We start from the raw sequence: 25,561 nt of genomic DNA, 5'->3' as shown, positions 1-25,561 counted from the left end.
GCGGCGGCGGGCGGCCGGTGGCGGTGGTGGTGCGGGCGGGTTGGGTCGTCGGTTGGCCGGGTTGGGGGCGCAGGAACGCGAAGCCGCCCTGCTGGAACTCGTGCTGGAACACGCGGCACGCCTGCTCGGTCACCAGGGCGCCGGTGACGTCGATCCCGAGCGGGATTTCCTGGAGGCGGGCTTCGACTCCGTCGGCGCGCTGGAACTGCGCAACGCCCTCAACGAGGCCACCGGACTGCGCCTGCCCCCGATGGTCGTCTTCTCGAACAAGACCCCCGCCGATCTCGCCGGGTTCGTCGCCGAGGAGTTCACCGCGCACCTCTCCCGAGCCGAGGTCGAGACCGGAACCGGGACCGGGAGTCGGGCGCCGTCGGCTCCGGCGCCGGACACCGTGAGCGACATCTTCCGCGGAGCCGTCATGGCGGGCCGGCTGGAGGAGGGGTTCGAGGTGCTCACCGCGATCGCGAGGGTCCGCCCTTCCTTCTCCTCGGCGGCGGATCTGGAGCGGATCCCGGCGCCGGTGAAGCTGGCCGACGGTCCGGGCCGTCCCCGCCTCCTCTGCCTCAGCACGCCGATGGCGACGGGCGGGGTGTACCAGCACGCGAGGCTGGCCTCGCACTTCCGCGGCGTCCGTCAGGTGTCGGCGATCCCCCTGTCCGGTTTCCTCCCCGGGGAGCCGCTCCCCGTCTCGATCGACGCCGCCGTCGAGGTCCTCGCCGAGAGCGTGCTCCTGGCGGCCGAGGGGGAGCCGTTCGTGCTGGTCGGCTACTCGGCGGGAGGCATCTTCGCCGCCGCGACCGCCCACCGGCTCGAAACCGCCGCCGGCGCCGGGCCGTACGGAGTGGTCCTGCTCGACACCTACGAGAGCGACGGCGGGGGTCGGGCGGGCCTGGCCAAGGAACTGGTCTTCGGGATGCTCGAGATGGAGCAGGCGTTCGGCGGGTTCGACAGCGCCAGGCTCTCCACGATGGGCCGGTACGGCGAGCTGCTCGTCGACATGCCGCCCGCGCGGGTCGAGGCGCCGGTGCTGTTCGTGCAGTGCCAGGAGTCGTTCGCCGGGACCGGTGAGGGACTGGAGGACTGGCGGGCCGCTCCCTGGGACCCCGCCCACACGCTCAGGACGGTGCCCGCCGACCACTTCAGCATTCTGGAGAACCGGGCGGCGGAGACCGCCCGCGTCATCGAGGACTGGCTCGGATCGACGCCGAGGCCATGACAGGAATCAGGAATGAGGTGAGCGCAGTGCCCCTGCCTCCCAGCTCCAAAGGGTGCGTGCCGTTCGGCGAGCACGCCACGTGGTACCGCGTCACCGGGGAACCCCGTTCGGGACGGCCGGCGGTCGTGGTGGTGCACGGAGGTCCCGGCAGCACCCACGACTACCTGCTGAACATCGCGGCCCTGTCCGAGGAGGGCTGGCCCGTCGTCCACTACGACCAGATCGGCAACGGAGGGTCCACCCACCTCCCCGAGCGGGGAGAGGACTTCTGGACGCCGGAGCTGTTCCTCGACGAACTGGACAACCTCCTGCACCGGCTGGACGTGGCCGACGACTACGTGCTGCTCGGCCAGTCGTGGGGCGGCATGCTCGCCGCCAGGCACGCCGCGGGCCGCCCGCCGGGCCTCCGCGGGCTGATCATCGCCAACTCCCCCGCCTCCTACCCGCTCTGGCTGAGCGAGATGAAGGTGCTGCGGGACCGGCTCCCCAAGGGGGTCGACGAGACGCTCCGCCGCCACGAGGCGGCCGGGACCACCGGCAGCGACGAGTACTTCGCGGCGATGCGCGTCTTCTACGAGCGGCACGTCTGCCGGCTGACCCCGTGGCCGCGCGACTACCTCGCCTCGTTCTACGAGGTCTACAACGATCCGACGGTCTACTACACGATGAACGGGCCGAGCGAGTTCCACGTCATCGGGACGCTGCGCGACTGGTCGGTCGTGGACTGCGTGGCGGACATCGCCGTCCCGACCCTGCTGATCTCCGGCAGGCACGACGAGGCGACCCCGGCGACCGTCCAGCCGTTCCAGGACCTGATCCCGGACGTGCGCTGGGAGATCTTCGAGGAGTCGAGCCACATGCCGCACCTGGAGGAGCCGGAGCGTTTCCGCCGGGTCGTGGGCGACTACCTCACGAACCTCATCCGATAACCGAAACCCTGAAACAGATGGAGTGCTCCATGGGACGAGTACAGGACAAAGTCGTCGTCATCACCGGTGCGGCCCGAGGGCAGGGACGCAGCCACGCCGTACGGCTGGCGGAGGAGGGCGCGGACATCATCGCGATCGACCTGTGCCGGGACATCGGCTCGGTGGGTTACGCGATGGCCGGCGGCGAGGACACCGAGGAGACCGTACGGCTGGTGGAGAAGACCGGCCGGAGGATAGTGACCAAGCAGGCGGACGTCCGCGACCGGGCGGCGCTGCAGGCGGCCATCGACGAGGGGGTCGCCGAACTGGGCCGCCTCGACGTGGTGATCGCCAACGCGGGCATCTGCCCGACCGGCGCCGACCGGCCGATCGGCGCGTTCACCGAGACCATCGACGTGAACCTGAGCGGCACCTTCAACACCGTGCACGCGGCGCTGCCGCACCTGGGGGAAGGCGGGTCCATCGTCATCGTCGGCTCCATCGCCGCCTTCATCACCGAGCACGGCGCGGCCGGTCCGATGGGGCCCGGCGGCATGGGGTACGCCTACTCGAAGCACGCGCTGAAGCACTACGTCAACTGGCTCGCGCCGCTCCTGGCGCCCTCCATGCAGCGTGTCAACGCGGTGCACCCGGCCTACGTCAACACCGCCATGATCCAGAACGAGGACACCTACCGGCTCTTCCGCCCGGACCTGGAGAACCCCACCCGGGAGGACGCCGAGCCGGCCTTCCCGATGGTGCAGGCGATGCCGATCCCCTACGTGGAGCCGGTCGACGTGTCGCACGCCATCACCTACCTGGCCTCGGACGAGTCCCGGTACGTCACCGGCCAGCACCTGAAGGTGGACGGCGGCGCGGTGGTCAAACAGGGCAGGTGAGCGGGGTCGGTTCTGGGGCCCTTAGGGGTGTGGCCGAGGGATGATCCGGAATAGCGTTCAGACGAGTGTTATGGGCGACGGTGGGTGGTCTCTGCCTTTATAGGCAGTAATGACTGGAGTGGTCTTATGAGTGAGTCTGGACGCTCGGCCGACAGCCGGGACCGGGTTTCGGCTGAAGCGGTGGAGAACGGTTCCGCCCTGGTGAGCAGGCTGACGGCGCTGCCGGCCGCGGCGCAGGTGCGCGTCCTGCGGGAACTGGTGTCCGAGCACACACTCGCGGCGTTGCGCGAGGTGTCGGAGAACTCGGAGAACACGATCACCAGGGTGGACGCCGATCTCGCCTTCCGCGAACTCGGCATGGACTCCCTCGCGCTGGTCGGTCTGCACGACCGGCTCCGCGCGGCCACGGGTCTGCTCCTGCCGCCCACCGTCGCCTTCGACCACCCCACCCCGGCGCTGCTCGCCGGGTACCTGCGGGCCGAACTGCTCGGCCTGAGGGAGGAGGCCGCGACCCCGGAGGGGGTCGCGGCCTTCGACGACGAGCCGCTGGCCATCGTCGGCATCGGCTGCCGCTTCCCGGGCGGGATCGGATCGGCCGAGGACCTCTGGGGGCTTGTGGCCGGGGACGGGACCGTCCTCGGCGACTTCCCGGACGACCGGGACTGGGACCTGGAGCGGCTCTTCGGCGCGGACCCGGACGTCTCCGGCACGACCTACGTCGGGAAGGGCGGGTTCCTGTCCACGGCGACGGAGTTCGACGCGGAGTTCTTCGGCATCTCGCCCCGCGAGGCGCTCGGCATGGACCCGCAGCAGCGGCTGCTCCTGGAGACCACCTGGGAGGCCCTGGAGCGGACGGGCATCGACCCGCTCTCGCTGAAGGGCAGCGGCACCGCCGTCTTCGTCGGCGCCGAGGTGCACGACTACGGCATCAGGGTCCACGAGGCCCCCGACGGGCTCGACGGATACCTGATGACGGGCAACGTGCCCAGCGTCACCTCCGGGCGCATCGCCTACGTGCTGGGCCTGGAGGGGCCAGCCGTCACCATCGACACCGCCTGCTCCGGTTCGCTGGTCGCCCTCCACCTGGCCGCCCAGGCGCTGCGCCGGGGAGAGTGCTCCCTCGCCCTGGCCGGCGGGGTGACCGTCATGAGCAGTCCCGGCGTGTTCACCGCGTTCAGCCGCCAGCGCGGCCTGGCCCCCGACGGCCGCATCAAGGCGTTCGCCGCCGGGGCCGACGGCACGGGTTTCTCCGAGGGCGCCGGCGTCTTCGTGGTCGAGCGGCTCTCGGACGCGCGCCGCAACGGCCGCACCGTCCTGGCGCTGATCCGCGGTTCCGCGATCAACCAGGACGGCGCGAGCAACGGCCTGACCGCGCCCAGCGGAGCGTCCCAGCGGAAGCTCATCCGCCAGGCCCTCGCCGCCGCGGGACTGGGGGCCGGAGACGTGGACGCGGTGGAGGCGCACGGCACCGGCACGACGCTCGGCGACCCGATCGAGGCGCAGGCGCTGCTGGCGACCTACGGCCAGGACCGGCCGGAGGACCGGCCGCTCTGGCTCGGGTCGGTGAAGTCCAACCTCGGGCACACGCAGGCGGCGGCCGGCGCCGCCGGCCTGATAAAGATGATCATGGCGATGCGGCACCGCGTGCTGCCCAGGACCCTGCACGTGGACACGCCCTCGCCCAACGTCGACTGGTCGGCGGGAGAGGTACGGCTGCTCACGGAGGCCCGTCCCTGGGAGGACCTCGGCCGTCCCCGCCGCGCGGGGGTGTCCGCCTTCGGCATCAGCGGCACCAACGCCCACGTCATCATCGAGGAACCGGAGCTCCGACCGGAGCCGGGGGCCGGTCCGGAGGACCGGACCGAGGCCTCGCCGGAGCCGGCCGGCGTCCCGGTGCTGGTCTCGGGCGGTACCGGGCAGGCGCTGCGCGCCCAGGCCGAGCGGCTGCTGGCCGCCGTCGAGGCGCGGCCCGGGACGCGGCTCCACGACCTCGGATACTCCCTCGCCACCACCCGGGCCTCGCTGTGGCACCGCGCCGCCGTCGTCGCGGACGACCGGGAGGAGCTCCTGCGCGGCCTGAGGGCGCTCGCCGGAGGCGAGGAGGCCCCCGGCGTGCTGCGGAGCACCGCGGACGGCGGCTCGCTCGCCTTCCTGTTCACCGGGCAGGGCAGCCAGCGGCTCGCGATGGGGCGGGAGCTTTACACGGCCTTCCCCGCCTTCGCCGCGGCCCTGGACCAGGCGGCCGGCCACCTCGACCTGCAGCTCGACCTCCCCCTGTACGACGTGCTCTTCGCCGCCCCCGGCTCGGCCGAGGCCGCCCTGCTGGACCAGACGATGTACGCGCAGGCGGCCCTGTTCGCCGTGGAGGTGGCGCTCTTCCGGCTGCTCGAATCGTGGGGGCTGGAGCCCGCGTTCCTCGCCGGGCACTCGGTGGGCGAACTGGCCGCCGCCCACGCGGCGGGCGTGATGCCGCTGGAGGACGCGGCCATGCTGGCGGCCGCGCGCGGCCGGTTGATGCAGGAACTGCCCCGCGGCGGCGCGATGGTCGCCCTGCAGGCGTCGGAGGAGGAGACGCTGCCGCTGCTGACCGGCGGAGTGGGCATCGCGGCGGTCAACGGCCCCGCCTCCGTGGTGATCTCCGGCCGGGAGGACGAGGTCCTCGCGGTGGCCGCGGCGCTGCCGGAACGCAGGCGGACCCGGCTCCGGGTCTCCCACGCGTTCCACTCGCCGCTCATGGAGCCGATGCTGGTGGAGTTCCGGCGGATCGCCCAGGTGGTGCGGTACTCCGCGCCGCGGATCCCGATCGTCTCGACCGTGACGGGCGAACCGGCCGGTCCCGAGCTGTGCTCGGCCGAGTACTGGGTGCGCCACGTGTGCGCCTCGGTCCGCTTCCATGACGCGGTCCGGTGGCTGGCCGGCCAGGGCGTCACGACCTTCCTCGAACTGGGACCGGACGGCGTGCTGTCGGCGATGGGCCAGGACTGCCTGGCCGACCGGTCCGAGGCCGCGTTCGCCCCGCTGCTCCACCGGGACCGGCCGGAGGCCAGGCAGGTCCGCACCGCGGTGGCGCTGGCCCACACCCGCGGCGCGGCGCCGGACTGGCAGGCGTTCTTCGCCGGATCCGGCGCCCGGCGGATCGAACTGCCCACCTACGCCTTCCAGCGCAGGCGGTACTGGCTGAGCTCCACCACGGCCGCGAGCGACGCCCCGGCGCTGGGCCAGGTGGCGGCGCGGCACCCCCTGCTCGGCGCGGTGGTCTCCCTGCCCGACTCCGGCGGGGTGGTGCTCACCGGCAGGGTCTCGACCCGGTCGCAGCCCTGGCTGGCCGACCACGTCATCTCGGGCGTCGTCCTGCTGCCCGGCACCGCGTACGTGGAGCTCGCCGCCCGCGCGGGCGACGAGGTCGGCTGCGACCTGCTGGAGGAGCTGACGCTCCAGGCGCCGCTGGCCATCGACGGCGCGGTCGGCGCGGCCGGCGCCGCGCTGCAGGTGGTCGTCGGAGCGGCGGACGAGGCCGGGCGCAGGCCGATCGAGTTCTACTCCCGCCCCGAGAACCTGCCCGACGACGCGCCGTGGACCCGGAACGCCACCGGCGTCCTGGCCCGGCGCGACGCCCCGGCCCCCGGCGCCGGGTCGTTCGGCATGTCGGAGTGGCCGCCCCCCGGGGCGCGGCCCGTCGACACGGCGGGACTGTACGAGGCCATGGCCGGACAGAGCTACGGCTACGGACCGGCTTTCCAGGCGCTGCGCGCCGTCTGGCGGCGGGACGGCGAAGTCTTCGCCGAGGTCTCGCTCCCCGAGGAGAACAGGGCGGAGGCGGCGTCCTTCGGGTTGCACCCCGCGCTGCTCGACGCGGTGCTGCACGCGATGGACTTCGCGGAGGACGAGCCCGCCTCCGACCTGCTGCGCCTACCGTTCACGTGGAGCGACGTGGCGCTCCACGCGCAGGGCGCGCCGTCCGTGCGCGCCCGCATCGTCGCCACGGGCAGGGGCGAGGCGTCGATCGCCATCGCCGACGCCACCGGGGCGCCGGTGGCGTCGATCGGCTCCTTCGTGGTCCGTGAGGTGTCCGGCGACGACCTGCGCGCCGCCGGCCGGGACCGCCACGACTCGCCGTTCCACCTCCGGTGGACCCGCCTGGCTGCCGGGACCGCCCCGGCGCCCGTCGTCCCCCTCTCCCTGGAGGAGGTCGCCGGCGCGGAGCGGGTACCCGGGACGGTGCTCCTCGAGCTCGCCGTACCCGAGGGCGACCCCCTGGCGGGCGCCCGTTCGGCCACGGCGCACGCGCTCGCCGCCGTCCAGGCGTGGCTGGCCGACGAGCGGTTCGCGGACTCCCGCCTGGTGGTGGTGACCCGCGGCGCGGTGGCGCTGGCCGGTGAGGACGTGGACCTGCGGACGGCCCCGGTGTGGGGTCTGGTGCGGGCCGCGCAGGCGGAGAACCCGGGCCGGTTCGTGCTGGTCGACACCGACGGCTCCGAGGAGTCCCGGGGCGCGCTGGCCGCCGCCGTCGCCTCGGACGAACCGGAGGCGGCGCTGCGCGGCGGCGAGGTCCTCGTGCCCCGCCTGGCCCTCGTGCCCGCTCCCGAGGCGGAGCCGGACCCGGTCTGGGACGCGGACGGCACGGTGCTGGTGACCGGTGGCACGGGCGGCCTGGGCGCGCTGGTGGCGCGGCACCTGGTGGCCGAGCACGGGGTGCGGCACCTGCTGCTGGCCAGTCGGCGGGGTCCGGACGCGCCGGGTGCGGCCGGGCTGCGTGAGGAGCTGGAGGCGCTGGGCGCGCGGGTGACGACGGCGGCCTGCGACGTCGGCGACCGCGGCGCGCTCGCCCGGCTCCTGGCGGACGTCCCCTCTGCCCACCCGCTGCGCGGCGTCGTGCACACCGCGGGCGTCGTGGACGACGGCGTCATCGCGTCGCTGACCCCGGAGCGGATCGACACCGTGTTCCGGCCGAAGGCGGACGCGGCCTGGCACCTGCACGAGCTGACGGCGGATCTGGACCTGTCGGCGTTCGTGCTGTACTCGTCCACCGCCACGATCCTCGACGGGGCGGGACAGGGGAACTACGCGGCGGCCAACGTCTTCCTCGACGCGCTGGCCGTGCACCGCGCCGCCCGCGGGCAGACGGCCACCTCGGTGGCGTGGGGCCTGTGGACCGGTGACGGCGGCATGGGGGACCGGCTCGACGAGACCGCCCTGCGCCGTGTGGAGAGGCTCGGCCTGGAACTGCTGTCCTCCGCGGAGAACCTGACCCTCCTGGACCGGGCCGTCCGCAGCGGCGAACCGGCGGTGGTGCCGGTGCGGGTGGACCTGAGGGCGCTCGCCGCCCGGCCGGACGGGGTCCCGGCGCTGCTGCGGGACCTGGTGCGGACCCCCGCCCGCCGTACGGCCGCCGCCGGCCCGGCCCCGGTCGGGTCGTCCCTCGCCCAGCGGCTCGACCGGCTGGGCGAGGCCGAGCGGGACGAGGCGCTGGTCGAGCTCGTCAGCACCCAGGCCGCCGCCGTGCTCGGCTACGACGGAGCCGCCTCCGTGGTCCCCACCAGGGCGTTCAAGGACATCGGTTTCGACTCCCTCGCCGCGGTCGAGCTGCGCAACAGGCTCAACGCCGCCACCGGGCTCCGGTTGAGCGCGACGCTGACCTTCGACTACCCGACGCCCGCCGCGCTGGCCGGGCACATCCGCACGAAGATCCTCGACACGCCGGCCCGCGCCGCAGCCCTCCCGGCCGCCGCGGTCCCGGTCGACGAACCCGTCGCGATCGTCGGCATGGCCTGCCGCTACCCGGGTGACGTGGCCTCCCCGGACGCGCTGTGGCGCCTCGTCGCCGAGGGCGCCGACGTGGTCTCGCCGTTCCCGTCGGATCGGGGCTGGGCCCCCGACCTCTACGACCCCGAGCCGGGCAGGCCGGGCAGGAGCTCCGCGCGCGAGGGCGGGTTCCTGCACGACGCGGCCGACTTCGACGCCGACTTCTTCGGGATCAGCCCGCGTGAGGCCCAGGCCATGGACCCCCAGCAGCGGCTGCTGCTGGAGATCGCGTGGGAGACGTTCGAGCGGGCCGGCATCGATCCCACCTCGATGAAGGGCAGCGACACCGGAGTCTTCGCCGGAGTGATGTACCACGACTGGGGCCTGCGGCTGGGCACGCTCCCCGAGGAGATCGCCGCCTACCACGGCAACGGCAGCCTCGCCAGCGTGGTCTCCGGCCGCGTCGCCTACGCCCTGGGGCTGGAGGGCCCCGCGGTGACCGTGGACACGGCGTGCTCGTCGTCGCTGGTCGCCCTCCACTGGGCGGTCCAGGCCCTGCGCCGGGGAGAGTGCGGGTTGGCCCTGGCCGGCGGGGTGACCGTCATGTCGACCCCTGACACGTTCGTGGACATGAGCCGGCAGGGCGGTCTGGCCCCCGACGGCCGGTGCAAGTCGTTCGGCGCGGGCGCGGACGGCACCGGCTGGGGCGAGGGCGTGGGCATGCTCCTGCTGGAGCGGTTGTCGGACGCGCGCCGCAACGGCCACCGGGTGCTGGCGGTGGTGCGTGGTTCGGCGGTCAACTCCGACGGCGCCTCCAACGGGCTGACCGCGCCGAACGGTCCGTCGCAGCAGCGGGTGATCCGGCAGGCCCTGGCCGGAGCGGGTCTGGCTCCTGCGGAGATCGACGCGGTGGAGGCGCACGGCACCGGCACGACGCTCGGTGACCCGATCGAGGCGCAGGCGCTGCTGGCGACCTACGGCCAGGACCGGCCGGAGGACCGGCCGCTCTGGCTGGGTTCGATCAAGTCGAACATGGGTCACACGCAGGCGGCGGCGGGTGTGGCCGGTGTGATCAAGATGGTGCAGGCGATGCGGCACGACCTGCTGCCGAAGACGCTGCATGCGGAGGAGCCGTCGCCGAACGTGGACTGGTCGGCGGGCCGGGTGGAGCTGCTGACCGAGGCGCGGGAGTGGAAGCGGAACGGTCATCCGCGCCGGGCGGGCGTGTCGTCGTTCGGCATCAGCGGCACCAACGCGCACGTGATCATCGAGGAGGCGCCGCCGGCTGAGCCCGTGGAGGGCGCGGAGGCCGGGGGGGCCGTGGGGGCCGGAGGGAACGCCTCCGCGACGGAGCTGCCGGAGACGACGGGTGACCGGCGGATCCGGGACGGCGGACCCGCGATGGACGGACTCGTGACCGACGGTCTCGCGGCGGACGGTCCCGTGCTCGTGCCCTGGGTGTTCTCGGGCCGGAGCGTCCAGGCGCTCCACGCCCAGGCCGGGAAGCTGGAGGCGTATCTGGACGTGCTGCCCGAGGCCGATGTCGCCGCCGCGGGGCGGGCCCTGGTGACGACGCGGGCGGCGCTGGAGCACCGGGCGGTGGTGGTGGGTTCCGACCGCGCCGGGCTGGCGCGGGGCCTGGCGGTGCTGGCCGCGGGGGGCGAGTCGGCAGAGGTGGCGGCCGGTTCGGTGCGTGCGGGCCGGACGGGGTTTCTGTTCTCGGGTCAGGGGGCGCAGCGGGCGGGGATGGGCCGGGAGTTGTATGCGGCGTTCCCGGTGTTCGCGGAGGCGTTGGACGCGGTGTGCGCGGTGGCGGACGTGGAGCTGGGGCGGTCGTTGCGGGAGGTGATGTTCGCCGAGGACCAGGACCAGGACCAGGACCCGGACCGAGGCGAGGGTCGGGGCGGGGACGCGGACCGGGGTGGGGACGCGGACCGGGGCGAGGGCGGTGGGGGCGCGGCTGAGGTGCTGGGGCGCACCGAGTTCGCTCAGGTGGCGTTGGTGGCGTTCGAGGTGGCGTTGTTCCGGTTGCTGGAGTCGTGGGGGGTCCGGCCGGATGTGCTGGTGGGGCATTCGGTGGGGGAGTTGGCGGCGGCGCATGTGGCCGGGGTGCTGGATCTGGCGGATGTGGTGCGGTTGGTGGTGGCGCGGGGCCGGTTGATGCAGGCGCTGCCGGCGGGTGGGGTGATGGTGGCGGTGCAGGCCTCGGAGGCGGAGGTGGCGCCGCTGCTGACGGCCGGGGTGGGGGTCGCGGCGGTCAACGGCCCGTCCTCGGTGGTGGTCTCCGGTGAGCGGGCCGGGGTGGAGGCGGTGGTGGCGGGGCTGCCGGGGGGGCGGCGGTGGTCGCGGTTGCGGGTGTCGCATGCGTTCCATTCGCCGTTGATGGAGCCGGTGCTGGAGGACTTCCGGCGGGTGGCCGAGTCGGTGACCTACCGGCAGCCGGATGTGTCGGGGCCGGTGGCGGTTTCCACGGTGACCGGGGCTTCCGTTCAGGCTTCCGGGTTTTCCGGGACTTCCGAGGCTTCCGTGTCGGCTTCCGGGGTTTCCATGTCCGGCTCCGCGGTTTCTGGGACTTCCGGGGTTTCCGTGTCCGGTTCAGCGGCTTCAGCGGCTTCCGCGGCTTCCGCATCGGGTTCCGGTGCGGGTTCGGTCGTGGGGTGGGGGTCGGCGGAGTACTGGGTGGAGCATGTGCGGCGGTCGGTGCGGTTCGCCGACGCGGTGGCCGTGGGGCGGGGTCTGGGTGTGTCGCGGTGGGTGGAGGTGGGTCCGGACGCGGTGCTGACCGCGCTGGCCGTACAGACCCTGACCGCGGATCCTGCGGACGGTGCGGCCGGTGCAGGCTCCGCGCACGGCGCGGGTTCTGCGGATGGCTCAGGCTCTGCGGACGGTACGGGTGCTGCGGATTCGGTGGTGGGGCTGCAGCGGCGGGGCCGGGACGAGGTCGAGGCGCTGCTGACCGGGCTGGGGCGGGCCTACGCGCATGGCATGGCCGTGGACTGGGAGTCCTTCTTCCCCGACCGCCGTATGCCGTCGGTGGAACTGCCCACCTACGCCTTCCAGCGCAAGCGGTACTGGCTGGAGGCCGGGAACACCGCGGGCGACGTGTCCTCCGCCGGGCTGGAGACCGTTCAGCATCCGCTGCTCGGCGCCGCCCTCGCGTCGCCCGAGTCCGGCGGAGTCGTGCTGACCGGCCACCTCTCCGCCGACGTCCAGCGCTGGGTCGCCGACCACGACGTGCTGGGCAGCGTGCTGCTGCCGGGCACCGGGTTCGTGGAGCTGGCGATCCGGGCCGGTGACCAGGTCGGGTGCGGCACGGTCGAGGAGCTGACGCTGGAGGCGCCGCTGGTGCTGCCCGAGCGCGGCGCGGTCGCGATCCAGGTGGTCGTGGGCGCGGACGAGCCCTCGGGCACGCGTTCCGTCGCCGTCTACTCCCGGCCCGAGAGCGGTGATCCGTCCTGGACCCGGCACGCGAGCGGCACGCTCGCCGCGGACGGCCCGCCGCCCTCCTTCGACCTGACCCAGTGGCCTCCGGCGGGTGCGGTGCCGGTGGACGTGGACGACGCCTACGAGCACCTGCTGGCCAGAGGCTACGGGTACGGCCCGGCGTTCCAGGGGCTGAAGGCGGCCTGGCGGCGCGGGGACGAGGTGTTCGCCGAGGTGGCGCTGCCCGAGCAGGAACGTGAGGAGGCGGGCAGGTTCGGGCTGCACCCCGCGCTGCTCGACAGCGCCATGCACGCCGACCTCGTCGTCGACCGCGACCCGGACGGAGGGGCGACGCTCCTGCCCTTCACCTGGAACGGGGTGAGGCTGCACGCCGCCGGCGCCTCGGCCGTGCGCGTGCGCATCCACCGGCTGAGGGGCGAGGAGGTCTCGGCGATCGAGATCGCGGACGAGACCGGACGGCCGGTGGCGACGGTGGACTCCCTGGTCTCCCTGCCGGTCTCCGCCGAACAGCTCGACGCCGCCCGCGGAGGACTCTCCGACTCGCTGTTCCGGGTCGAGTGGGTCCCGGCTCCGGTGCCGTCGAGCCCGGTGCCGTGGGCGAGCTGGGGGACGCCGGCGGAGGGGGCCGAGGTGCCCGAGGCGGTGGTGTTCGAGTGCCCGGTGCCCGAGACGGACGTGCCCGATGGGGTGCGGTCGGTCGTGGGCGAGGTGCTGGAGGTCGTGCAGGCGTGGCTGGCCGACGAGCGGTTCGCGGCGTCGCGGCTGGTGGTGGTGACGCGGGGTGCGGTGGCGCTGCCGGGTGAGGACGTGGACGTGCGGCTGGCTCCGGTGTGGGGGCTGGTGCGGGCGGCGCAGGCGGAGAACCCGGGCCGGTTCGCACTGGTCGACGTGGGCATCGAGGTCGGGGCCGGTGGCCGGGACACCGGTGGCGGCGTGGCCGGGTCGGTTCTGGCCTCGGTTCTGGTTCCGGCGGTCGCGGCCTCGGACGAGCCGGAGATGGCGCTGCGGGGCGATGAGCTGCGGGTGCCGCGTCTGGTGCGGGTGCCGGGCGCGGCCTCGGCGCCGGTCCCATCAGGCGGGGTGACGGCAGAGACCTCGGCGGACACGCGGATCGATCAGGCGGTTGCGGGCCGACCGGGTGCGGACGGGCCCGCTCCGGTGTGGGGTGCGGACGGCACGGTGCTGGTGACCGGCGGCACGGGTGGCCTGGGCGCGCTGGTGGCGCGGCACCTGGTGGTCGAGCACGGGGTGCGGCATCTGGTGCTGACCAGCCGGCGGGGCCTTCAGGCGCCGGGTGCGGCGGAGCTGGCCGCCGAGCTGGAGGCGCTGGGGGCGCGGGTGACGGTGGCGGCCTGTGACGTGGCCGACCGGCAGGCGCTGGCGGAACTGCTGGCGGAGATTCCCGCCGAGCATCCGCTGCGGGGCGTGGTGCACGCGGCCGGGGTGGCGGACAACGGGCTGGTGGGCACGCTGTCGCCGGAGCGGATCGACACCGTGCTGCGGCCGAAGGCGGACGCGGCGTGGTACCTGCACGAGCTGACGGAGGAACTGGACCTGTCGGCGTTCGTGCTGTTCTCCTCGGCGGGCGGGATGGTGCTGGCGGCGGGTCAGGGCAACTACGCGGCGGCGAACGTGTTCCTGGACGGGCTGGCGGCGCACCGCCGGGCCCAGGGCCTGCCGGCCACCGCCGTCGCCTACGGCCTCTGGGAGGTCGACACCGGCCTCGGCGGAGAGCTCACCGCCGCCGACCTTGACAGGGTGAGCCGCCTGGGCCTGCCCGCCGTCTCGGTGCGGGAGGGCCTGGCCCTGTTCGACGCGGCCGTCCTCGCGGACGAGCCCGTGCTGGCGGCCGTCAAGGTCGACCGTACGGCCCTGCGCGGCAGGGGTGGCGACCTACCGGCCCTGCTCCGAGGCCTCGTACGCGGCGCCGCCCGCCGTACCGTGCGCTCCGGGGAAGGGCACGCGGACGGGAACGCGCTGGGGCGGCGGATCGCCGGACTGGCCGGCGCGGAGCGGGACCGCCTGCTGCTGGAGGTGGTCCGCGGCCATGTGGCCAAGGTCCTCGGCCACACCGGCCCGGAGGCGGTCGGTCCCGACCGGGCCTTCAGGGAACTCGGGTTCGACTCCCTCGCCGCGGTCGAGCTGCGCAACGAGCTCAACGCGGCGACCGGGTTGAAGCTGCCCGCGACCCTCGTGTTCGACTACCCGACGTCGCGCTCCGTGGCCGGGTATCTCGCGACCAGGTTCTCCGGAACCGTCGCCGAGGGGGCCGCTCCCGCGATCCCCGTCCCCGCCGCGCAGCAGGACGACCCGGTGGCGATCGTCGCGATCAGCTGCCGCTTCCCGGGAGACGTCCGCTCCGCGGAGGACCTCTGGCGGCTGGTCGCCGAAGGCCGGGACGCGATCACCGATTTCCCGGCGGACCGCGGCTGGGACGTCGAGGGAGTGTTCGATCCCGAACCGGGCACCGAGGGGAAGACCTATGTCCGGGCGGGCGGGTTCCTGCACGACGCCGCCGAGTTCGACCCCGAGTTCTTCGGGATCATGCCCCGCGAGGCGCTGGCGATGGACCCGCAGCAGCGCCTGCTGCTCCAGGCGTCCTGGGAGACGCTCGAGCGGGCGGGCATCGACCCGAAGTCGGTGCGGGGAAGCCAGACGGGCGTCTACGTCGGCATCATGTACAACGAGTACGGCAGCCGCCTGGCCGAGGTGCCCGACGATCTCGCCGGTTACCTGAGCAACGGCAGCGCCGGCAGCATCGCCTCCGGTCGCGTCGCCTACACGCTCGGGCTCGAGGGCCCGGCCGTCACCGTCGACACCGCGTGCTCCTCCTCCCTCGTGGCGCTGCACATGGCGTGCCAGGCACTGCGCCAGGGAGAGGTCACGATGGCGCTGGCCGGCGGCGTGACGGTGCTGCCCACCCCGGATGTCTTCATCGACTTCAGCAGGCAGCGGGGGCTGTCCCCGGACGGCCGGTGCAGGTCGTTCGGTGCGGGTGCCGACGGCACCGGCTGGGGGGAAGGACTCGGACTGGTCCTGCTGGAGCGGCTGTCGGACGCGCGCCGCAACGGACACCCCGTCCTGGCCGTCGTGCGGGGTACGGCGATCAACCAGGACGGCGCCTCCAACGGGCTGACCGCGCCGAACGGACCGTCGCAGCAGCGGGTGATCCAGCGGGCGCTGGCCGTCGCGGGACTCTCCGCGAAGGACGTGGACGCCGTCGAGGCGCACGGCACCGGCACCCGGCTGGGCGACCCGATCGAGGCGCAGGCGCTGCTGGCGACCTACGGCCAGGATCGGCCCGAGGACCGGCCGCTCTGGCTGGGTTCGATCAAGTCCAACATGGGCCACGCCCAGGCGGCGGCGGGCGTCGCCGGTGTGATCAAGATGGTCATGGCGCTGCGGAACGGCGTGCTGCCGAAGACGCTGCACGCCGAGGAGCGGACGCCGCAGGTCGACTGGTCGGAAGGCCGGGTGGAACTGCTGACCGAGGCGCGCGAGTGGAAGCGGAACGGCCATCCGCGCCGGGCGGGCGTGTCGTCGTTCGGGCTGAGCGGCACCAACGCCCACATGATCATCGAAGAGCCTCCCGCGGTCGAGGAGGAGACCGTTCCCGAGCAGGTTCCCGCGGTTCCGGAGCGGCCGGAGGCCGGACCGGGACGCGTCCCGCTCGTGCTGTCCGCGGCCACCGCGAAGGGGCTCTTCGAGCAGGCGGGGCGGTTGGCGGAGCATCTGGCGGCCGGTGCGGAGCCGGGTCTGGCCGATGTCGGGTTGTCGCTGGTGACGACGCGGGCGGCGCTGGAGCACCGGGCGGTGCTGGCGGCCGCCGATCGGCAGGGTGCGCTGGCCGGGTTGCGGGAACTGGCCGATGGGCGGGTGCCGGGTGGTGCGGTGACGGGGTCGGTGGGCGCCGAGGGCCGGACGGGGTTTCTGTTCTCGGGTCAGGGGGCGCAGCGGGCGGGGATGGGCCGGGAGTTGTATGCGGCGTTCCCGGTGTTCGCGGAGGCGTTGGACGCGGTGTGCGCGGTGGCGGACGTGGAGCTGGGGCGGTCGTTGCGGGAGTTGATGTTCGCCGAGGACCAGGACCTGGACCGGGACCGGGACCGGGGCGAGGGTCGGGGCGGGGACGCGGACCGGGGTGGGGACGCGGACCGGGGCGAGGGTGGCGGGGGCGCGGCGGAGACGTTGGGGCGCACCGAGTTCGCTCAGGTGGCGTTGGTGGCGTTCGAGGTGGCGTTGTTCCGGTTGCTGGAGTCGTGGGGGGTCCGGCCGGATGTGCTGGTGGGGCATTCGGTGGGGGAGTTGGCGGCGGCGCATGTGGCCGGGGTGCTGGATCTGGCGGATGTGGTGCGGTTGGTGGTGGCGCGCGGCCGGTTGATGCAGGCGCTGCCGGCGGGTGGGGTGATGGTGGCGGTGCAGGCCTCGGAGGCGGAGGTGGCGCCGCTGCTGACGGCCGGGGTGGGGGTCGCGGCGGTCAACGGCCCGTCCTCGGTGGTGGTCTCCGGGCAGGAGGCGGCGGTGGAGGCGGTGGTGGCGGCTCTGCCGGGGGGTCGGCGGTGGTCGCGGTTGCGGGTGTCGCATGCGTTCCATTCGCCGTTGATGGAGCCGGTGCTGGAGGACTTCCGGCGGGTGGCGGAGTCGGTGACCTACCGGCAGCCGGATGTGTCGGGGCCGGTGGCGGTTTCCACGGTGACGGGCCGGCCGGTTTCCGGGGGTTCCCTGCCCGGTTCAGCGGCTTCCGAGGCTTCCGAGACTTCCGTGTCGGGTTCCGGTGCGGGTTCGGTTGTGGGATGGGGGTCGGCGGAGTACTGGGTGGAGCATGTGCGGCGGTCGGTGCGGTTCGCCGACGCCGTGGCCGTGGCGCGGGCGGACCTGGGTGTGTCGCGGTGGGTGGAGGTGGGTCCGGACGCGGTGCTGAGCGCGCTGGCGGCCCAGGCCCTGGCCGCGGATCCTGCGGACGGCGCGAACGGTGCTGGCGGTACGAGCGGTACGGCTGCCGCGGCTGGTGCGGGTTCCGCGAGTGGTGCGGATTCTGCTGTGGTGGGGTTGCAGCGGCGGGGCCGGGACGAGGTCGAGACGCTGCTGACCGGGCTGGGCCGGGCGTACGCGCACGGTGTGACCGTGGACTGGGCGCGGTACTTCTCCGGGTCGGGTGCGCGGCGGGTGGAACTGCCCACCTACGCGTTCGACCGGCGCCGCTACTGGCTGGACGGGCCCGCCAAGGCGAGCGGGGACGTCACCATGACGGGCCAGGCGGCGGCGGGTCATCCGCTGCTGAGCGCCGTGGTGGTCTCGCCCGAGGGCGACGGCGTGGTGCTGACCGGCAGGCTGGCGATCGCGACGCAGCCCTGGCTGGGCGACCACGCCGTCCAGGGCACGCTCCTGCTGCCCGGCACCGGTTACGTGGAACTGGCGCTCCGCGCCGGCGAGGAGGTCGGCTGCCACCTGGTCGAGGAGCTCACCATCGAGGCGCTGATGCCGCTCACGCCGACCGGCGGGACCTCCGTCCAGGTCGTCGTCGGCGGGGCGGACGCCGCGGGTACCCGCCCGATCGCGGTGTACTCCCGGGTCGAGGACGCTCCGCCCCACGTGATGTGGACCAGGCACGCGTCCGGGTTCCTCGCGGTCGGAGACCCGCCGGCGCCGGAACCGCTCGGCGTCGACGGCGTGTGGCCGCCCGCCGGTTCGGAGCCGGTGGACATCGGTGACGTCTACGACTACCTGACGAGCCAGGGGTACCACTACGGGCCGATGTTCCGCGGCCTGCGCGCGGTCTGGCGGCGCGGGGAGGAGGTCTTCGCCGAGGTGGCCCTGCCGGACGAGGCGTGGGCCCAGGCCGCGGAGTTCCGCGTCCACCCGTCCCTGCTGGACGCCGCGCTCAGCGCGACCGACTTCCTCGGCGGGCGCATGCCCCAGGACATCGGGGCCTCCCAGCTTCCGTTCGCCTGGACCGGTGTCTCACTGCACTCCGGCGGCGCGGCGCGGATGCGGGTGCGCATCAACGGGATCGGCCCGGACTCGGTGAAGCTCGAGCTCTTCGACGGCCTGGGCATGCCCGTGGCGACCGTGGACTCGCTCGTGGTCCGCCCGGTGACGCCGGACCGGATCGCCGCCGCCGCGGCGGCCTCCACCGGTACCCGGTACCGGGAGTCGCTCTACCGGATCGGCTGGAGCCACCTGCCGGTCGGCACCGCGGGAGAGGCCGCTCCGGGGAACTGGGCGGTGCTCGGTCCCGACGGACTCGGCCTCACCGGAGTCCCGGTCTTCGCCGATCTCGCGGCCCTGCTCGCGGCTCCGGAGACGCCGGAACTGGTGGTGCTCCCCTGCGCCCCGGGGACGGACGACGTGCCCGGCGCTGTGCGCTCGGCGCTGGACGGCGTGCTGGCGGCGGTGCGGGTCCTGCTGGACGACGAGCGTTTCGCCGCCACCCGGCTGATGGTGGTGACGCGGGGCGCGGTGTCCGTCGACGGCGAGGACGTCGACGTGCGGTCGGCCCCGGTGTGGGGTCTGGTACGGGCCGCCCAGGCGGAGAATCCCGGCCGGTTCCTGCTGGCCGACGTGGACGGCCCCGGGGTGCCGCCGTTCCTGGCCTCGCTGGGCGAGCCGGAGATGGCGCTGCGCGCCGGGGACGTGCGGGTGCCGAGGCTGGCGGGGGTGCCCGCCTCCGACGCGGCGGCCCCCGCGCCGTGGGACCCGTCCGGGACGGTGCTGGTCACCGGCGGCACCAGCGGCCTGGGCGCGCTGGTCGCCCGCCACCTGGTGTCGGTGCACGGCGTCCGGCACCTCCTCCTGACCAGCAGGAGCGGCCCGGACGGCGAGGCGGCGACGGCGCTCCGATCGGAGCTGGAGGCACTGGGCGCCCGGGTGACGGTGGCCGCGTGCGACGTGGCCGACCGGGAGGCGCTGGCGGGAGTGCTGGCGGGCGTCCCCGCCGAGCACCCGCTGCGCGGGGTCGTGCACGCGGCGGGCGTCATGGACAACAACCTCGTCGGGTCCCTCACGGCCGAGCAGTTCGACCGGGTGCTGCGGCCGAAGGTGGCCGGCGCCTGGAATCTGCACGAGCTGACCGGGGACGCGGACCTGACCGCGTTCGTGATCTTCTCCTCCGTCTCGGGACTGGTGATGGGGGCGGGCCAGGCGAACTACGCCGCCGCCAACAGGTTCGGCGACGCGCTGGCCCGGCACCGCAGATCGGCGGGCCTCCCGGCGACGGCGCTGGCCTACGGCCTGTGGACCACCCCGACCGGCCTGGGCGGGAAGGGGGTCGACGCGGGCATGGAGGAGCAGCGCATGGCCGCGATGGGCCTGCCGCCGATCTCCTCGGCCGAGGGGCTGGTGCTGTTCGACGAGGCGGTCGGCCTCGGCGAACCGGTGCTGGTCCCGATGCGGCTGGACACCGAGGCGATGGCCGCCGGAGGCGAGGTTCCCGCGATCTTCCGCGAGGTCGTCGGCACCCGGGCGCGCCGCCCCGCACGCGCCCCGGCCGCCCGGCAGGGCGGGGCGCCCGCCGTACCCGCCGGGCCCGCGACGCTGGAGCAGCGGCTCGCGGGCCTGGGGGAGCGCGAGCGCGAGCGCGTCCTGCTGGACCTGGTGCGGACCCACGTCGCCGCGGTGCGCCACGACGAGCCCTCGGCGATCGAACCGCACAAGGGCTTCACCGAGATGGGGCTGGACTCGCTGGCCGGGATCGAACTCAGGAACCGGCTGCAGTCCGCCACGGGTCTCCGCCTCCCGGCGACGTTGATGTTCGACTACCCCAACCCCGGTGTGCTGGCCGGGTTCCTGCTCGCCGAACTGCTGCCCGGCATCCCGGCGGCGCCCGTACCGGCCTCCGGGGGAGGACGGGCCGAGGAGGCGGACGAGGGGGCGATCCGCAAGGCGATCGAGTCGATCCCGGTCACGCGGCTGCGCGAGGCGGGCCTGCTGGAGGCGCTGCTGAAGCTGGCGGCCCCCGAGCGGACGGAGGCCGGGCAGCCGGATCCGGAGCCGGCGGGTCCGGACGACCGGAGCGACGCGATCAAGAGCATGGCGGTCGACGATCTGGTGCGCGCGGCACTCGCCACCGGCGAATCCAACTGAGCGAGAGGGTGTTCCGTGAACACGTCCGTCGACGAGATAGTGGAGGCCCTCCGCAGGGCCATGCTGGAGAACGACCGCCTGCGCCGGCAGAACGCCGAGCTGACCGCCGGAGCCGCCGAACCTGTCGCGATCGTGGGGATGGCGTGCCGGTACCCGGGTGACGTCGCCTCGCCGGAGGACCTGTGGCGGCTGGTCGCCGACGGCGTCGACGCGGTCTCCGGCTTCCCCGGGGACCGCGGTTGGGACCTCGACGGGCTCTACGACCCCGAGCCGGGCAAGGCCGGGAGGAGCATCGCCAGGGAGGGCGGCTTCCTGCACGACGCGGCCGACTTCGACGCGGACTTCTTCGGGATCTCCCCGCGCGAGGCGCTGGGCACGGACCCGCAGCAGCGGCTGATGCTGGAGACGGCCTGGGAGGCGATCGAGCGGGCGGGCATCGATCCGGCGTCGTTGAAGGGCAGCCGGACCGGCGTGTACGCCGGGGTCATGTACCACGACTACGGTACGGGCACCAGCGACGGCAGCCTGGTCACCGGGCGCGTCGCCTACACGCTGGGCCTGGAGGGGCCCGCGGTCTCGGTGGACACGGCGTGCTCGTCGTCGCTGGTCACCCTGCACCTGGCCGTGCGGGCGCTGCGGTCGGGGGAGTGCTCGCTGGCGCTGGCCGGCGGCGTCACCGTGATGGCCACGCCGGACATGTTCGTGTACTTCAACACCCAGCGCGGGCTGGCCGCCGACGGCCGGTGCAAGTCCTTCTCCGCCGGCGCCGACGGCACCGGCTGCTCGGAGGGGGCCGGCATGCTCCTGCTGGAGCGGCTGTCGGACGCGCGCCGCAACGGCCACCCCGTCCTGGCCGTGATCAGGGGATCGGCGATCAACCAGGACGGCGCGTCGAGCGGCCTGACGACGCCGAACGGCCCCTCGCAGCAGCGGGTCATCCGGCAGGCGCTGGCCGACGCCGGCCTGGGTCCCGGCGACGTGGACGCCGTCGAGGCGCACGGCACCGGCACCCGGCTGGGCGACCCGATCGAGGCGCAGGCGCTGCTGGCGACCTACGGCCGGGACCGGCCGGAGGACCGGCCGCTCTGGCTGGGCTCGATCAAGTCGAACATGGGCCACACCCAGGCCGCCGCCGGTGCGGCCGGTGTGATCAAGATGGTCATGGCGATGCGGAACGGCGTGCTGCCGAAGACGCTGCACGCCGAGGAGCGGACCCCGCAGGTCGACTGGTCGGCGGGCCGGGTGGAGCTGCTGACCGAGGCCCGCGAATGGGCGCAGAACGGCCATCCGCGCCGGGCCGGGGTGTCGTCGTTCGGGCTGAGCGGCACCAACGCACACGTGATCATCGAGCAGGCGCCGCCCGCGGAGGAGGAACCGGCCGCCGGGCCGGTCCCGCCGGTGGTGCCGCTGGTGGTGTCGGCGCGGACAGCCGAGGCGCTGCGGGACCAGGCGGGCCGGCTGGCCGCCCGCATGCGGGAGGAGCCCGGGACGCCGGTGGCCGACGCGGCGTTCTCGCTGGCGTCCGGCCGGGCGGCGCTGGAGCACCGGGCGGTGGTCCCGGCCGCCGACCGGCAGGAGGCGCTGGCCGGGCTGGAGGCGCTGGCCGTGGGCCGGGCCGGTGCGGGGACGGTGCGGGGCACCGCCCGGTCCCGGGGGGCGACGGCGTTCCTGTTCTCCGGCCAGGGGGCGCAGCGGGCCGGCATGGGGCGCGAGCTGTACGCCGCCCATCCCGTGTTCGCCGCGGCGTTCGACGCGGTCGCCGCGGAGCTGGACCGGCACCTGGACCGGGGGCTGGGCGAGGTGGTGCGGAGCGGTGCGGCCGGTTCGCTGGACCGGACGGAGTTCACCCAGCCGGCGCTGTTCGCGTTCGAGGTGGCGCTGTTCCGGCTGCTGGAGTCGTGGGACGTGGTCCCCGACGTGCTGCTGGGGCACTCGGTCGGCGAGCTGGCGGCGGCGCACGTGGCCGGGGTGATGTCGCTGCCGGACGCGGCGCGGCTGGTGGCGGCGCGGGGCAGGCTGATGCAGGAGCTGCCGCCGGGCGGGGCGATGGTGGCGGTGCAGGCCTCCGAGGCGGAGGTGGCGCCGCTGCTGACCGGCGGAGCCGGCATCGCGGCGGTCAACGGCCCCGCCTCCGTGGTGGTCTCCGGCCGGGAGGAGGCGGTGCTGGCCGTCGCCGCCGCACTGGCGGAGCGGGGGCGCAGGACCTCCCGGCTGAGGGTGTCGCACGCGTTCCACTCGGAGCTGATGGATCCCATGCTGGAGCGGTTCCGCGAGGTGGCCGAGAGCGTGGCCTACTCCGGCCCCGTCATCCCCGTCGTGTCGAACCTGTCCGGCGACCTGTACGGCGAGCTGCGCGAGGCGGACTACTGGGTACGGCACGTGCGCGAGGCGGTGCGGTTCGCCGACGGGGTGCGCGCGCTGGAGCGGCGCGGGGTCACCACCTTCGTCGAGGTGGGCCCGGACGCCGTCCTGACCGGCCTGGCCGAGGGCTGCGTCGGCGGCGACGGCGAGTCCGTCTTCGTGCCGCTGCAGCGTCGCGACCAGGAGGAGGATCGGGCCCTGCTGTCGGGGGTGGCCCGCCTGTACACCGGCGGGACCCCGGTCGCCTGGCGGGAGTTCTTCGCCGGCTCCGGCGCGCGCCGCGTGGACCTGCCGACCTACGCCTTCCAGCGGCAGCGCTACTGGGAGGACGTGCGGCCCGCCGCGGGCGACGTGGCAACGGCCGGTCTGACCTCCCCCGACCACCCGATGCTGGGCGCCTCGGCGACCCTGGCCGACTCCGGCGGGATCGTGCTGACCGGCCGGCTGTCGACGGCGGACCAGCGGTGGATCGCCGACCACGACGTGCTCGGCAGCCTCCTGCTCCCCGGCACCGGTTTCCTGGAGCTGGCGATGAGAGCCGGCGCCGAGGCGGACTGCGACGTGGTCGAGGAGCTGACGCTCCAGGCGCCGCTGATCCTCCCCGAGCAGGGCGCGGTCCGGGTGCAGGTCCTGGTCGGCGGGCCGGACGAGGCGGGCCGGCGGTCCCTGGCGGTCTACTCCCGGGCCGAGGGGGAGCCGGACGCGCCGTGGGTCCAGCACGCCGACGGCCTCCTCGGCCGGCGCGACGCGGCGCAGGCCCCGTTCGACCTGCGCGCCTGGCCGCCCGAGGGCGCCACCCGGCTGGACGTGGACGACGCGTACGGCCTGCTGCTCTCCCAGGGCTACGGCTACGGCCCGATGTTCCAGGGCCTCAGAGCGGCCTGGAAGGGCGGCCCGGGCGGCACGGACGTGTTCGCCGAGGTCGCCCTGCCCGAGCACGGCAGGCAGGAGGCGAGCCTGTTCGGAGTCCACCCGGCGCTGCTCGACAGCGCGATGCACGCGCTGAGCGTCGCCGACGACGAGCCCGAGGAGCAGACCCTCCTGCCGTTCTCCTGGTCGGGCGCGTCGCTGCACGCGGCCGGGGCCGACACGCTGCGGGTCCGGCTGTCCTGGCGCGACCCGAACACCGTGGCGATGCAGCTGGCCGACGCGTCCGGCGCGGCGGTGGCGTCGGTGGAGGCGCTGACCTTCCGGCCGGTCTCCGCCGAGCAGCTCGGAGCGGGGCGCGCCGCGCGCCGCGACGCGCTGTTCCAGGTGGAGTGGGTCCGGATGCCCGCCACGGCCGACTCGGCGCCGTGGACCCGGTGGGAGGACCTCCCCGGCACGGGGGAGGTCCCGCACAACGTGGTGCTGGAGTGCGCCGTACCCGCGGGGGACGACGTCCCGCAGGGGGTGCGGTCGGCCGTCGCCGAGGCGCTGGAGGCGATCCGGGGCCGGCTGGCCGACGAGCGGTTCGCGGACTCCCGCCTGGTGGTGGTGACCCGCGGCGCGGTGGCGCTGCCCGGGGAGGACGTGGACCTGCGGACGGCCCCGGTGTGGGGCCTGGTGCGGGCCGCGCAGGCGGAGAACCCGGGCCGGTTCGTGCTGGTCGACACCGACGGCTCCGAGGAGTCCCGGGGCGCGCTGGCCGCGGTCCTGGCCTCGGGGGAGACCGAGGCGGCCGTGCGGGCCGGCCGCGTCTCCGTGCCGAGGCTGGTCCGGGCGGCCGTCTCCCCGGCGGGCGCCCCCGGCTGGGACGCGGACGGCACGGTGCTGGTGACCGGTGGCACGGGCGGCCTGGGCGCGCTGGTGGCGCGGCACCTGGTGGCCGAGCACGGGGTGCGGCACCTGCTGCTGGCCAGTCGGCGGGGCCCGGACGCGCCCGGCGCGGCCGGGCTGCGCGAGGAGCTGGAGGCGCTGGGCGCGCGGGTGACGACGGCGGCCTGCGACGTCGGCGACCGCGGCGCGCTCGCCCGGCTCCTGGCGGACGTGCCCGCCGCCCACCCGCTGCGCGGCGTGGTCCACGTGGCCGGAGCGGTCGACAACGCGCTGGTCGGGGAGTGGACGCCGGAGCGGGTCGACGCGATGCTGGCGCCCAAGGCGGACGCGGCCTGGCACCTGCACGAGCTGACGGCGGACATGGACCTGCCGGCGTTCGTGCTGTTCTCCTCGGCGGGCGGGATGGTGCTGGCCGCGGGCCAGGCCGGTTACTCGGCGGCGAACGTGTTCCTGGACGCGCTGGCCGTGCACCGGCGGGCGCGCGGGCTGCCGGCGCTGTCGATGGCGTTCGGCGCCTGGGACGTCAAGACCGGGATGAGCCGCGAGCTGAGCGACGCCGACCTGCACCGGATGCGGCGGCAGGGCCTGCCGGCCTTCACCGAGGAGGAGGCCCTGGCCGCGTTCGACGCGGCGCTGGGCGCCGCCGAGGCGGTCGTGGCGCCGCTGCGGGTGGACCCGGCGGCGCTGCGCACCCGGACCGGCGAGGTCCCGGCGCTCCTGCGCGGCCTGGTGCGCGTCCCCGCCCGGCAGGCGGCGGGGGCCGGCGCCTCCGACGGGGGTGACCTGATGCGCACGCTGGCCGGGATGAAGCCGGCCGACCGCGACCGGGCCCTGGTGGAGATGGTGCGCGCCCACACGGCCGAGATCCTCGGCCACGAACGGCCGGAGTCGGTCGACGTCGACCGCGGTTTCCTGGACATGGGCTTCGACTCACTCAGCGCGCTGGAACTGCGCAACCGGATGGTCGCCGTCACCGGCCGGCGGATCATCCCGATGCTGGTCTTCGACCACCCCTCGGTGACCGCCGTCGCCGCCCACCTGCGCGACGAGTTCTTCGACAAGGGGGCCCCCTCCGTCGACGACGACATCGCCGGGGCGACCGCGGCCGAGCTCTTCGCGATCCTCGACAACGAACTCGAGACCTCCGAATGACT

General features: G+C 74.7%; 5 protein-coding genes. All 5 read left to right on the top strand.

The annotated features are described in order from the left end of the window. The coding region (locus HS048_RS30435) for a thioesterase domain-containing protein (RefSeq protein WP_230881932.1) at positions 1–1,216 on the top strand (1,216 nt) is incomplete at its 5' end. A gap of 17 nt (positions 1,217–1,233) precedes the next feature. Continuing rightward, positions 1,234–2,145 carry a proline iminopeptidase-family hydrolase gene (locus HS048_RS30430; protein WP_231647677.1) on the top strand — a complete coding sequence of 304 codons (912 nt, stop codon included), beginning with the start codon at positions 1,234–1,236 and terminating at the stop codon, positions 2,143–2,145. Between the two features lie 29 nt (positions 2,146–2,174). Continuing rightward, positions 2,175–3,023 (top strand): mycofactocin-coupled SDR family oxidoreductase, encoded by an 849-nt coding sequence (locus tag HS048_RS30425; protein ID WP_189240898.1) that lies wholly within the window; start codon positions 2,175–2,177, stop codon positions 3,021–3,023. A gap of 180 nt (positions 3,024–3,203) precedes the next feature. Further along, positions 3,204–20,288 (top strand): type I polyketide synthase, encoded by a 17,085-nt coding sequence (locus HS048_RS38590; protein ID WP_307832703.1) that lies wholly within the window; start codon positions 3,204–3,206, stop codon positions 20,286–20,288. Between the two features lie 15 nt (positions 20,289–20,303). Next, positions 20,304–25,559 (top strand): type I polyketide synthase, encoded by a 5,256-nt coding sequence (locus HS048_RS30370; RefSeq protein ID WP_196469403.1) that lies wholly within the window; start codon positions 20,304–20,306, stop codon positions 25,557–25,559. Positions 25,560–25,561 lie beyond the last annotated feature (2 nt).

This window comes from Planomonospora sp. ID91781, from assembly GCF_015711595.1.
Lineage (GTDB): Bacteria > Actinomycetota > Actinomycetes > Streptosporangiales > Streptosporangiaceae > Planomonospora > Planomonospora parontospora.
Note: the sequence above shows the minus strand (reverse complement) of the source record. Positions and strands in the feature narration are given on the sequence as shown.